Here is a 12,654-nt window from a genome sequence, read left to right on the forward strand (position 1 = left end):
CCAGGTTGGCAAGACAGATCTTGATAGAGCGTAGATCATGAAAAACGATTAAATAAATGCGAACGATGCCATAAAGCGATGAGCAGGATGAGAAGAGCAATTCCTGCATAGATGTACATCATGCTGCCTGGCAAATCAATCAGCAAGTAGACAAATATCGGGCCGAGCGCCGCGCCGGTATCCGTTGCAATCGAATACGCGGTCATGACGGGGACAACGGAAGACGTACGGGCTGCATCCGAAGCCAGTGCATCCATTAAGGTTGAGATGGCCGTACTGGCCGCCATGATGAATAGGATGACCGTACACCATAGATAAAGCGGCAGCTGCCAAGGGATCAACGCATACCCTGCCGCCGATCCGATCAACGTCAGACTGAATAACGACAGCCGCCCCTTCGGACCGTCAGATCGCATACCGATCCAGGTGGCGAGAAACGGCTCCCAGCTCCATCTTGCCGCTTGCAGCACACCCGATAGCATCGTACTCGTCACGACAATTCCGATCAGCATGATCTCCTTCGAATAATGGGTTTCAATCAGCAAGCTTAAGGTAGCGCTTAGCACAGCCTGGAAGAGATAAATGAACAGGCCGGTCGTAATAATTTTCATAACGGGCTTTGTCCATATCGTCTTCGGACGATCATGCTGTTCCTTCCTTAATTGGGCAAGGTCCGCTCTGCCCGTTTTTTTAGCTGGAATAAAGATGGTGATAAAAGGAAGACCAGTCAGCATAATCAGACCAAAAACGATCGAAACAAGGTCAATGCCCGCAAGGGGAACGAAAATGCCGCCGAACAACATGCCGACCAAGCTGCCCAAACGGGAGATCCCATTATATCGCCCCATTAGACGGCCGCGGTTCGAATCATCCGAATAATGGATAACGGCTAGATAACCGCCCATCCGCAGGAAGGACCAAGCGACACCCCACATACAGCGCAAAATGAGCCAAAGGATGAAGCCTTTGCAAACGCCGTAACCGATCGTGGTCGCCACGCCCAGCAGTACGGCAAGGATAAGGCCTGTGCTGATCGGCATTCTCTTGTAGAGCATGCCGATCAGCGGGGTCAACGGCAGCCGGACAAAGCGGTTGATGGACAGAAGAAAACCAACCTCCCATAAGGCATTGAGACCAACTTCCTTCCAGTAAATCGGGAGTACAATGTACAGCATGGAATCCCCGAGTAGGCAGAGTGCGGTAACTACGGCAATGATCGTGACTGGACGCTGGGCGTTCGCAGGACGGACTTCTATTGCAGGTAGGTTCATGATTGCTCCTAAATGTTAGATATAAACAATAAGCAATAAGTGGCTGCTTGGAAGAATGAGCACTGTCCATATCATTTTTGATAACTTGAGTATAAGTTGCCTGAAGCCGTTTTTCAATTGTTTATTTGCTTTATTTTGCTTTAATTTGCTTCTTGTTGCTGTTTCTTTTGGGCTGGACAGGCTTGAGAATGTCAACGTAGAATTGAAGAGAGTCCGATGGTACGGTTGCATGATTGTGGAATTGGAATTCCAAGAGCCAGAGAGGGGATAGCTGCAATGGCTAAAAAACTGACATTTCGCGAGGACGGCTCGTTCGTCATCGTTCAGTTCTCCGATACGGAATTTATTTCGGAAGGAGATTACGATCCGGATACGCCGGATTTAAACGCGGGGGCAAGAGAGACGATGGAGACGGTCATCGCGCACGAGAAGCCGGACCTGATCGTCTTCGCAGGCGATGTTACGGCAAGCGCGCGCGGCAACGATCCGCGCGAATCGTTCCGACAGGCGGTGGCGGTCGCCGAGGAGAAGGGCATTCCATGGGCCGCCGTATTCGGCAACCATGATTCAGAGGGTGCGGTCACGCGAGGCGAGATGAATGAGGAGCAGCTGGCGCACCGTCATACCGTTGCAGAGCCGGACCCGCCGCATGTGAGCGGCTTCGGCAATTATTCCGTGACGTTAACGGACCATGATGGCGTACCTTGCGCAGCGCTCTACTTTCTGGACAGCGGGGATTATTCGCAGCTGCCTACCGTCGGCGGCTATGATTGGATACGCCGCGACCAGATCGACTGGTACGTGACGGAGTCACGCAAGCGAACGATCACGGCAGGAGGCGTTCCGCTGCCCTCTCTGGCCTTCTTCCACATTCCGCTTCCGGAGTACAGGGAGGTATGGGAGACGAAGACTTGTCTCGGTCATTGCTTCGAGGGAGTAAGCTCCCCTCGACTTAACTCTGGCATATTCACGGCGATGGTGGAGATGGGCGACGTTATGGGCATCTTCGTCGGCCACGACCATGCCAACGATTTCAGCGGAGAGCTGCAAGGCATCCAATTGTGCTACGGCCGCTCCACCCGCTATGTCAGCTATGTGGACGGTGCGCGCAACGATCGCTACAAGACGGGCGGCCGCGTCATTCGGCTGCATGCAGGAGAACGCGGCTTCGATACTTGGATTAGACAGAACGATGGTACGATCGCGGAGCTTCCGCTGCATCGGCCGAATGAAGATGATGCTAAATGAATGGAACGAGGAGTTTGATTAAGTGAAAAAAGAAGAACCCTCGTTCCCGAATATCTTGTAAGAGATGAGGGTTCTTTTCAGCAGATCAGCTCAATCGCACTTCTTCTTGCTTCCTTTATAATTCGCCGTCCTAAAGCTCGCTCCGCAGCCGCACGTTGCCTTGGCGTTCGGATTGTCGATCGTAAATCCGCCCGTCATCCCCTGATGCTGATAGTCGATTTTCATACCCTTCAAGTATTGCTCGATTCGCTGGTCCCACACGACTTTGAAGTCCTGATTGTGAATGAAACGATCATGCTCCGTCATGGCATCATCCAGTTTCATGTTATACGACAAGCCGCTGCAGCCGCCATCTTCAATTCCAACTCTTAGAAACAAGCTGGAAATATCGTTCTCCGTTATCATCTGGTCAATCATCGACTTGGCTCTAGAGCTAATTTCGATCATGCCTACTCACCTCATTATGAAAAGTTGGAAATTTTTTTTGAAATTTTATTATTAAACATATTATATATAATAGTATAATAAAGGTCAAATGTATCGCTTGTCGCTTGTGGACGAGGACTGGCATAGATATTATGATAGTATTCATAGGAAGCAGCAGTACAAGCAGAATGGATGGCGGTGAAAAAACGAATGACGAATAACGATCAGGAACGGCTTTCGACCAGAGAATATATTCTTCAACTGCTGAAGACGAGAGGCGCGCTCAGCACCAAAGACCTTACGGAGGAGCTCGGCATTACGGTTATGGCCGTAAGGCGTCATATCCAATCTCTCGAACGGGACAATCTCATCACTTCCCGAACGATTAGACAATCAATGGGCAGGCCGACGGCCGTATATGCTTTAACCGAGCATGCGCAGGGCTTTTTTCCCCGCAAGTACCATACGTTAACACTGGAGCTGTTGGACGAGCTGGAGGATCATTTCGGCGAAGCTGCGGTTGAGCGGCTTTTTGAAGGGCGCAAAGAGAAGATGCTGAAGAAATATGATTCCAGCATGCAAGGTAAAGATATCGCCGACCGTATATCCCTGCTTGCCGATATTCAGAACGAGAATGGATATATGGTGGAGCTGGAGAAGATCAGCGACGATGAATATTTTCTCAAGGAGCATAACTGTCCGATTGAACAGGTGGCTACCAAATACCAGCATGCTTGCCAATGTGAGCTGCAGCTGTTCAAATCCCTGTTGGGAGATGCGGATGTGTCGCGAACGGAGTGTCTCGCTAAGGGGGGACAGCGCTGCACCTACTCAATTAAAAAAAGAAAAAAACAGTGAGACCGAAAGAGGACATCTCACTGTTTTTTACTACAAAAAATTTATAAATTTCCGGGTTACCGGAAAAAATTCTATTTGGCGATAAAACCTACCTTTAAACGCGGTCGCTCATCTTCGAAAGGCCTCGATAGAGGTTTTCTCATTGGGATCATTGCATGATGTGACTGCTGTGTCCCGGCGATAGCTTCGCAGAAGGATCGATATACACTTTGGCGTTATTAATCGCGGTTGGCGCTTCACCGAAGCCGACCGCAATCAGTTTCAACTTGCCCGGATAGGTCGTAATATCTCCGGCTGCGTATATCCCCGGAATGTTCGTCTGCATGCGGGTGTCGACGACGATAGACCCGTTATGAATATCCAATCCCCAATTGGAGATCGGGCCGAGCGAGGAGACGAATCCATAGCTGACGATGAGCGCGCCGCAGGGAATTTCGGTTATTTCGCCCGATTTGAATGTTATCGTGAGTCGTTCGATCCGCTCCTCGCCATGCAGCATAGAAATTTCCGCGAACGTCACCACGTTAACCTTTGACTCCATTAAGTTCTTGACGCTATGCTCATGAGCGCGGAACTTGTCCCGTCTATGTATGAGCGTCACTTGATTCGCTATCGGCTCGAGCATCAGCGCCCAATCGACAGCGGAATCGCCTCCGCCGTTAATGACGACGTTCTGGCCGGCATAATGGTTAAGGTCCTTAACGAAATAATGAAGATTGGCTGCTTCGAATCGGGCAACTCCATCAAGCTCCAGCTTGCGGGGCTCGAAGGCGCCGATGCCTCCAGTAATGATGACGGATTTGCTGTAATGGATCGCTTTATTAGAGACGATCTCGAAGTGATACTCCCCTTTTTTTACGACGCTATGAACCTTCTCTTCGAGCCGAACGTCGACGGGGAACCTGCTCATCTGCTCCTCCAAATTTTTGACAAGCTGGGCTGCTGTCACTTTTGGAAAACCGGCGATATCGTAAATGAATTTCTCAGAATAAAGGGCAGTCGGCTGACCACCGAGCTGGGGCATACTGTCGATGATTTTGACACTCGCTTGACGCATGCCGGCATAGAATGCGGCGAACATGCCTGTCGGACCGCCTCCAATGATCGTAATGTCAGTGAATATTTCGCTATTAGGATGTTCGGACTTCAAAGTAATTCTCTCCTTCTCGATATTATATATATTATATATTTATGTATACTATATTATGATCTATATGTTTTGCAATTTCAAGCAGGTGCATAGCAATATAGGCTGTCGGTTGCCTGCTTTATGCGGCAGAAGTTGAAGAAGACATCACATAAGCAGTGATTATGCTATAATTTTGACGAGTCTTATTTTAGGGGCAGGAGGGTAATGGTATAATGACCATCTTGAAAAACGACTGGGCATCCGAGCTGGCACGTGAGTTTGAGGAGCCTTATTACTTAAAGCTGCGGGAGTTTCTACTTGAAGAATATCAGGCGGGGACCATTTATCCCGATAAATATGATATATTCAACGCTTTGCACTATACATCGTTGGCCGATACGAAGGTAGTTATTCTGGGGCAAGATCCCTATCATGGGCCCGGACAAGCTCACGGGTTAAGCTTCTCGGTGAAGGAGGGCGTCGCTACGCCTCCATCCTTGCAAAATATGTTCAAGGAACTGAGAGACGATCTGAGGTGCTATATTCCGAACAACGGGCATTTGCTGAAGTGGGCGCAGCAAGGCGTATTGTTGCTCAACACGGTACTCACGGTCAGGGCGCATGAAGCGAATTCGCATAAAGCGAAGGGCTGGGAGCAGTTTACCGATAAAGTAATCGAGACGATCAATCGGAAAGAGCAGCCGGTTGTATTCCTGCTGTGGGGAAGTCATGCTCAGAAGAAAGCGGCATTCATTACGAACCCGAACCATCGACTAGTTCGTTCCCCGCATCCTAGTCCGTTGTCAGCTCATAGAGGATTTTTCGGCAGCAAGCCGTTTTCGCAGGCGAATCAATTTTTGAGGGAGCAGGGACTTCCAGAGATTGATTGGCAGATTACGAATAATTGAAGTTCCCTACTCTACTGCACATATTTTTATTTCGAAAAGCCACGACACAAACACCTGATCAACAATTCAGCCCGGTTTTAATCGTTTCTGGCTTTGATTGTCTTGGCGTATTCCGACGGCGTCATGCCGACCGCTTTTTTGAAATGCCGTGAGAAATAGTGGACACTGCTATAGCCGAGCAAATCCGCTATTTCTGTTAAATTGCAAGTGTCTTCCCGGATATGCTTTTTGGCATGCTCGATTTTTAATTGCTGAAGATAAGTGATGATCCCGGTGCCGGACGTCCGTTTGAACAGGACATTTAACTGTGTTTTGCTCATGCTGAACTGGGTGCTTAAAAAATCGAGTGTGATTTTATCTGATAAATGTTGTTCAAGGTATTCAATAATTTGTTTTCTTATATGTGCGCTTTGGTTTTCATTTTTTGTCGACAACAGTGTAGTATGCGGCTTGCCTCCCTGTACGCTGCGGACGATCTGAATAAGCAGCTGCTCCAAATAAATTTTGAAAAGCTGCTCCGCGGCGAATGGAGGAGCTTGCTTAGGTCTGATTGGGTACGTATTGATTTCAAAGGCATGCCGACTTTCTTTCATTAATTGCGCCAGCACCGCATGTTCGGCATGACCAATGTGAAACAGCTTATGTTCCTCAAAAAACGCCATCGCTCCGTTATCGCAGCGGAACGTGACTATGAAAAGATTGGGCGGCTTATTGCCCATGCTCTCCAACTGATGATACTCATTTGGACTGTGGATGAGGACATTGCCCTGATTAAGCCGGTAGTGACCCGATTCAGTATTGGCATCCACTTCGCCTTTATCGACATAAACGATCTCCCAGAAATCATGACGTTCTCCGTTGTAACGCTTCCGCTTGGGCACCTCGAAATAGTAACAGGTATAAATATCCTTTACGACAATTCGTTCATTGAGTCTGTAAGGTGTAAAATCCATCTCTTCGCCCCCTTCATTAAAGTATAAATAAACCGTTCTATAATGCAAATAGCTGTGCAAATTCACTGCTCCATAATCTAAATTAAGTCGGTCGGTAAAGTGATATTATGGTGACAGCAAAAAGCAACTCATTTAAGGAGATGAGAGGGCAATGATTAAAGTCGGTTTGATCGGTTTTGGATCAATGGGGCACAAACATTTGGAGATATACAAGCGGTTGGAAAACGAGGGCTTTCCGATCAAGCTGGTGGCCATTTATGATGTCGATGAACAGAAGTTTCATGGAAAAAGTCAGGAGAGCAACATAGCCGGGCCGATTGCGGCCGGCGACTTGTCCGGAATCAGCACTATACAGACCCGGAGCTGTTCTATCAGGGGGAGATGGACATGGTCGATATTACGCTGCCTACTTTTTTGCATGATTCCTATACGATCCGCTCGCTGAACAAGGGGCTGCATGTGCTTTGCGAGAAACCGATTGCGCTGGATTCGGGCAGCGGGGCGGCTATGGTGGAGGCTGCGGCTGCAGCAGGTAAGACGCTGATGATCGGGCACTGCCTGCGCTTCTGGCCGGAATATGAATATTTAAAAAGCGTAGTAGACAGCGGTGAATATGGGGGTGTAAGGTCGGCGGTCTTCCACAGAGTCGGCAATGAGCCGGGCTGGTCTCACCAGAACTGGATGCTCCAGGTGGACAAGAGCGGTGGCGCACTCGTCGATCTTCACATTCACGATGTGGACATGATCAACTGGCTGTTCGGCAAACCGGAAGCGGTTTCGGCGCTGTGCAGCGAACGTTATGATATTGTGTCCGCCCATTTCCGTTATCCGGACGGGAAGATCATTCATGCCGAGTCAGACTTATCGCTGCCCGGAGAAACCGGGTTCTCGATGGGATACCGCATTCATATGGATAAAGCGACACTTATGTTTCAGAACGGCAAACTAACGGTTTATCCTGCAGGCGGGAAGGCTTGGGTTTATGAGCATGCCGGCGACCTCGGCTATTATCGGGAAATGAAATATTTTGCGGAACAGCTGATGAAGGCGGAGGCTGTAACGGCATCCCCGCCGGAAGCTTCTCTTCTTGCGCTGAAGATCGTTGAAGCTGAACGGCAGTCTTCCGGTCAAGGCGGCCAGTTTGTGCCGGTTGTTGAATAATATTTTTGGGAGCGGCTAAATTGTGAAGGTATTGGAGGAAGGTACTATGGAAATCGGCGTTATTCATATGCTCGATACGAGCAGGCAGGGGAATATGTTTCAAGTTGTCAGCGAGTATGGCTTTTCTGTCTGCCAGCTGTGCTGTTGGAACCAGGAGCTGTGCACACCGGAAACAGCCGAACGCGTAGTCCGGGAAGCGCGTGAGGCCAATGTACGTATTTGCGCGGTATGGGCAGGTGTCCCGGGTCCGGCGGTCTGGAATTTTACCGAGGGTCCAACTACATTGGGCCTCATACCGAAGCAATATCGTGAGGAACGGATAAAGGCACTGAAGGGATGGGCGGATTTTGCGGTTTGGGTTGGCGCACCCGCTATCATTACTCATTGCGGGTTTATCCCGGAAAATATGACGGATTCGGAATATCCGGAGGTTGTAGCCGCGATTCGTGAGGTAGCGGAATATTGCGAGAGCAAAGGGATCGGCTTCTGGTTCGAGACCGGACAAGAAACGCCGATTGTACTGCTTCGCACCATCCAGCTTGTCGGTACATCGAACCTGGGCATTAACCTGGACCCGGCCAATTTGATCTTGTACGGCAAAGGAAATCCGATTGACGCGCTGGATACAATCGGCCCTTATGTACGCAACATTCATGTGAAAGACGGGCTGTATCCGATCGACGGTGACCGGCTGGGCGAAGAAGTGCGGGCCGGCACTGGAAAGGTCAATTTTCCGGTGTTCATCCGCAGGCTGCAGGAGATCGGTTTTACGGGCGAGTACATTATCGAGCGCGAAATATCAGGCGAAGAGCAGAGGAGAGACATTTTGCAGACGACGGAGGATTTGAAGCTGTGGATGCAGCAGGCAAACGTACGGATTTAGAATCATTTAATTAGGAGCTAGCCTCGCTTGCGGGCCAGCTCCTTTTTACCGCTATCCCGGCACTAGATTTACTGGAATTCTAAAACAAACAACACCCTGACCGCAAGAAGTCAGTGTGTTGTTTTTCTCATTAAATTATGCAGGTAATCGTAAGTTTCTTACGACTAATTGCTCTAGAAATAAAATTTTTATTTGATGTAACTGAAAATAGGAATTATGATTTTAGTATAATTTGAATTGGTCCACACCCGATGGAATGATATAGTAAATAATGTAGATTGGTTAAAAGTAAATCATGCCATGAATACAGTTAAAGATTTCCCAAAATGAGAGAGGTGTGTTATGGGGGCTGAAAACAGATTCATCTTTCACCGTGCTTCTCCTAAGGATGAACGGGTGGCGCTTGAACGCGAATGGGAAAAGTTCATTTCCGGGAATTACTCGCAGTTCAATATTAGGAAGGAGACCTACGATTCTTGGAAGCGCTGTCTCGAGCAAGGTGTGAACCCTTTTCAATCCAAACCTCCTTTAAAATTGAGCATAGATGAAGTGCAAGATTATGTAACTTCCGATCCGATATTTCGGCTAATAGAACCGATCTTGAAGAAGCTGAAGCAAGTTGCATTGGATTTTGGTTATTTGGTGGCGTATTGCAACTCGGCCGGTGAAATGATTTATTGCGATGGAGATTTTCCATTGTTATTGAAGGCGGAGGACATCAACCTATCTCTCGGCTCCAAATGGAATGAAGGAAGCGCAGGAACAAATGGAATCGGAACGGCCCTGGCTACCAACACCCCGACTCAAATATTTGCGGGAGAACATTTTTGTCATGAGATCCAGTCCTGGAATTGCTCATCCACTCCCGTTCGTGACCCAGCGACGGGCAAAACGATCGGCATCGTGAATCTGTCCTGCTTTTGGACGTCCAATCATCCCAAAATGCTGGAAGCCGTTATTTCGTCGGCTCATGATATCGAGCATATGCTTTATGCCCAACTAAAGATTGATTGGTGCAGACTCGCATCCCATTTTTCGGAATTGTCGCGAAATACGACTGTGCCTTTGGCTGTTTTGGATCGCGGGGGGCGAGTTGTAAAAGCATCTCCGAGGCTGTACGAGCAGGGTTGGATTGGCGAGGACCAGCGAATGAGAAAAATCTTTTACGATCCTGAAGCGCTACCCTCCAAAATGAACTGGGAATACGAAATGTGGCGGTTCGAGGTTATGCCTTATTATTACGGCGGACTGCCGATCGGGTCTGTCCTGTATGCCCTTCCGCCGGACGTAGGCTGCTATTCGAATCTACTGGATATTGGGCATCCCTCTACAGGCCCAAAATCTCCGCAGCGGAATCAATTTTGCAAGTCTCTGTTTGAACACCATCCTGACCCTATTTTTGCTTATGATGTACATGGAACGCTTATGGAGGCGAATCCGGCAGCGACGAGATTGCTCGGCTATGAGACAGGAGAATGGAGAGCCTCGAAACTTGAAAAAGTAATTATATCCAGACAAGAAGGTCAGAGGTTGCGCGCCTTTGCCAACGCCAAACAAGGTGTGCATGATGAATATGAAGTGTTTCTTCGGCATAAACAGGGGCATTTGTTGGATGGGATAATCAAGAGCTTTCCGATTATAGTAGAAAATGAAATCGTCGGTGTGTTTGAAGTTATACGCGATAATACGTCCAATCAGCAAATTCTCGAAGATTTAAAGTCAACCAAAGAGCAACTTGATTTTTTTCTCCAGAGTACTGAAGAAACTGTCGTTGTCGTCGACACCAATCTTAAGGTCATAAAGGTCAATAAGTCGTTTGAAACCGTTTATGGATGGAAGGAGCAGGAAATTCTAGGGAAAGAACTCCCAATAATCCCCGATTATCTGAAAACTGAAAGTGAAAGCGTTCGAAAGCAGTTGCTTCATTCCCGGAATGTCATCGCCTGCGAAACCATCAGAAAGTGCAAGGACGGCACCCTGATTGATGTTAGCCATTTCTCCTCGCCCCTGTTTAACAGCAAGGGGATTCCGGTCGCTTTTGTCTTCATATCCAGAGATATCACGAAGCTTAAGCGAATGAATGAAGCGAAGATTGAAAGCGAAAAGCGGCTGCGAACGTTAATCGAGGCTATTCCCGATTTAGTCATTTTCAAGGATGGCGAGGGAAGATGGATAGAAGCCAATCACCACTCGCTGGTTTGTTTCCAATTAGAACGAATTGATTATCGGGGCAAAACGGATCTAGAACTTTCTGCAGAAACTGCTTTTTACCAGGAAGCTTTGCTGCAGTGCATAATTTCCGATCGAATGGCCTGGGAGGCGGGAGGCCCGATAAGAATACAAGAAATCATTCCGCAGCCGGACGGTGTGGACAGAATTTGCGATGTTATCAAAATTCCTGTTTACCACGAGGAAGGGACGCGCAAAGGGCTTGTCATTATTGGGCGTGACATCACTGAATTGAAGCAAACGGAAGAGTTGTTGCGAAAGTCGGAGAAACTGGCTGTTGTCGGTCAGTTGGCGGCAGGAATTGCCCATGAAATTCGCAACCCCCTGACGACTCTCAAAGGTTTTTTGAAAATTATGGAATGCCAACTTGACGCCAAAGGCAAAGAGTATTTGGAAATCATGCAAAGCGAGATTGAGCAATTAGAATGGATTACAAGTCAATTTATGACTGTGGCAAAGCCTCAAGCGGTTAAGTTTCAGCGCCATGAATTGCGAAGGTTAATTGAACAAGTCACGACATTTCTTTATCCATATGCCACTATGCACAACGTGCAATTCAAGTTGGATCCGGAGAGGGCTCTTTTTTTCGCCAATTGCGATGATAACCAGTTGAAGCAAGTGTTCATCAATATTTTGAAAAATGCAGTTGAAGCGATGCCAAGTGGCGGACCAATTGAAATCCGAATGAAAAAGAGTAAACCGAACACCTTGTCAATTCGAATATCCGACCGCGGCTGCGGCATAGCGAAGGACAGAATTCCTCATCTTGGCGAGCCGTTTTACAGCCTTAAAGAAAAAGGAGTGGGTCTCGGCTTGATGATTTGTTATAAAATAATGAAGGAGCATTTGGGAACGGTAACGTTCGAAAGCGAGGAAGGTCAGGGCACGACGGTTATCCTCGAAATGCCGATTTCAGACTCTAAACGGGTTTTGTGTTAACGGTTGTGTGTAAAAAATATCCAACTCAATCCTGTTTGAATTCGCTTGGCACTCGACTTCATTGTGAAGGACTGCTCCTAGTCTAAAAACACGGGCAGTCCTTTTTGCAATAATAACCTTGAGAAGAACTTGGTTCAATTTAGAACAATTTCTTAATTGAACCAAGCATGTCGCCGGCTTTGTCTGCAGTTATTTTCGCTTTCACACTATCGATCAGTGCATTGATCTGATCGTTCGGCAGGTCAACCCCTACTACGGATTCGATCGCCGAAACAGGGTCGTTCATAAATTTAGAGGAAAAATCTTTATCCTCTTTAATTTTTGCAACAATCTCTTCAATTTTTGCTTTAATATCCACGTCCGAAGCCCTCCCTATATAGATATGATACAATCCCCATTCATTATACTGAATCCAGCCGTTAAGTACAAAGCCAGTACATCGGAAGAACCGATTTTTTTTAGGAAAAGCGGACGGGAATCCTCCCCATTTCAATGGGGCAGATGAAAGTCCACTTTGCCCGAAATCCCCCTTGCTGGGATACAAGGGCAAAAATACACCATGTGTAACCAGGAAACTAGGGATACCACTTGAACAACAATTCGTTTCTGGTAGACTATCTGTATGACAAAAGAAAATATAAAGCACGCA

General features: G+C 47.7%; 11 protein-coding genes and 1 pseudogene. 7 read left to right on the forward strand and 5 right to left on the reverse strand.

The features are described from left to right. Positions 1-35: 35 nt before the first annotated feature. On the reverse strand, positions 36-1,271 hold the full coding sequence (locus tag M6D81_RS29420) for an MFS transporter (RefSeq protein WP_262680998.1): 1,236 nt from the start codon (positions 1,269-1,271) through the stop codon (positions 36-38). Between the two features lie 276 nt (positions 1,272-1,547). On the opposite strand from M6D81_RS29420, the gene M6D81_RS29425 reads away from it, so the two are divergent. Further along, the gene (locus M6D81_RS29425) at positions 1,548-2,519 is read left to right on the forward strand and encodes a metallophosphoesterase (RefSeq protein WP_262680999.1); all 972 of its coding nucleotides are present in this window, start codon (positions 1,548-1,550) and stop codon (positions 2,517-2,519) included. 90 nt (positions 2,520-2,609) lie between these two features. Here the strand turns inward: M6D81_RS29425 and M6D81_RS29430 are convergent, their stop codons facing one another. Then, a complete protein-coding gene (locus tag M6D81_RS29430) occupies positions 2,610-2,966 on the reverse strand; it encodes a HesB/IscA family protein (RefSeq protein WP_262681001.1) in 357 nt (118 codons plus the stop codon). A 177-nt stretch (positions 2,967-3,143) separates the two neighbouring features. On the opposite strand from M6D81_RS29430, the gene M6D81_RS29435 reads away from it, so the two are divergent. Beyond that, the gene (locus M6D81_RS29435) at positions 3,144-3,803 is read left to right on the forward strand and encodes a helix-turn-helix transcriptional regulator (RefSeq protein WP_317259176.1); all 660 of its coding nucleotides are present in this window, start codon (positions 3,144-3,146) and stop codon (positions 3,801-3,803) included. Between the two features lie 148 nt (positions 3,804-3,951). Here the strand turns inward: M6D81_RS29435 and M6D81_RS29440 are convergent, their stop codons facing one another. Next, positions 3,952-4,953: an NAD(P)/FAD-dependent oxidoreductase gene (locus tag M6D81_RS29440; protein ID WP_262681003.1), complete on the reverse strand. Its 1,002-nt coding sequence runs from the start codon at positions 4,951-4,953 to the stop codon at positions 3,952-3,954. A gap of 212 nt (positions 4,954-5,165) precedes the next feature. Between M6D81_RS29440 and M6D81_RS29445 the strand changes: the two genes are divergently transcribed. Continuing rightward, positions 5,166-5,840 carry a uracil-DNA glycosylase gene (locus M6D81_RS29445; protein WP_262681004.1) on the forward strand — a complete coding sequence of 225 codons (675 nt, stop codon included), beginning with the start codon at positions 5,166-5,168 and terminating at the stop codon, positions 5,838-5,840. Positions 5,841-5,917: 77 nt separating this feature from the next. Here the strand turns inward: M6D81_RS29445 and M6D81_RS29450 are convergent, their stop codons facing one another. Further along, a complete protein-coding gene (locus M6D81_RS29450; protein WP_262681005.1) occupies positions 5,918-6,721 on the reverse strand; it encodes an AraC family transcriptional regulator in 804 nt (267 codons plus the stop codon). 432 nt (positions 6,722-7,153) lie between these two features. On the opposite strand from M6D81_RS29450, the pseudogene M6D81_RS29455 reads away from it, so the two are divergent. The 4 genes and pseudogenes from M6D81_RS29455 to M6D81_RS29470 form a co-directional block, all read left to right on the forward strand. After that, a pseudogene (locus tag M6D81_RS29455) lies at positions 7,154-7,336 on the forward strand (Gfo/Idh/MocA family oxidoreductase); the annotation flags it as partial. Then, positions 7,337-7,954, forward strand: a complete 618-nt coding sequence (locus tag M6D81_RS29460; protein WP_262681015.1) for a Gfo/Idh/MocA family protein — start codon at positions 7,337-7,339, stop codon at positions 7,952-7,954. It abuts the pseudogene before it with no gap. 22 nt (positions 7,955-7,976) lie between these two features. Further along, positions 7,977-8,837 carry a sugar phosphate isomerase/epimerase family protein gene (locus tag M6D81_RS29465; RefSeq protein ID WP_262681006.1) on the forward strand — a complete coding sequence of 287 codons (861 nt, stop codon included), beginning with the start codon at positions 7,977-7,979 and terminating at the stop codon, positions 8,835-8,837. Between the two features lie 342 nt (positions 8,838-9,179). After that, positions 9,180-12,005 (forward strand): PAS domain S-box protein, encoded by a 2,826-nt coding sequence (locus M6D81_RS29470; RefSeq protein ID WP_262681007.1) that lies wholly within the window; start codon positions 9,180-9,182, stop codon positions 12,003-12,005. Between the two features lie 139 nt (positions 12,006-12,144). Here M6D81_RS29470 and M6D81_RS29475 read toward each other — a convergent pair. Continuing rightward, positions 12,145-12,654: hypothetical protein (locus M6D81_RS29475; RefSeq protein WP_262681008.1), on the reverse strand; the 510-nt coding region annotated here is incomplete at its 5' end.

The organism is Paenibacillus sp. J5C2022, from assembly GCF_025567625.1.
Classification (GTDB): Bacteria; Bacillota; Bacilli; order Paenibacillales; family Paenibacillaceae; genus Pristimantibacillus.

Bases quoted from the DNA above. Each gene is read 5' to 3' on its own strand.
- M6D81_RS29460 (WP_262681015.1), top strand. From the start codon at position 7,337: ATGATCGGGCACTGCCTGCGCTTCTGGCCGGAATATGAATATTTAAAA.
- M6D81_RS29425 (WP_262680999.1), top strand. From the start codon at position 1,548: ATGGCTAAAAAACTGACATTTCGCGAGGACGGCTCGTTCGTCATCGTT.
- M6D81_RS29470 (WP_262681007.1), top strand. From the start codon at position 9,180: ATGGGGGCTGAAAACAGATTCATCTTTCACCGTGCTTCTCCTAAGGAT.
- M6D81_RS29430 (WP_262681001.1), bottom strand. From the start codon at position 2,966: ATGATCGAAATTAGCTCTAGAGCCAAGTCGATGATTGACCAGATGATA.
- M6D81_RS29445 (WP_262681004.1), top strand. From the start codon at position 5,166: ATGACCATCTTGAAAAACGACTGGGCATCCGAGCTGGCACGTGAGTTT.
- M6D81_RS29420 (WP_262680998.1), bottom strand. From the start codon at position 1,271: ATGAACCTACCTGCAATAGAAGTCCGTCCTGCGAACGCCCAGCGTCCA.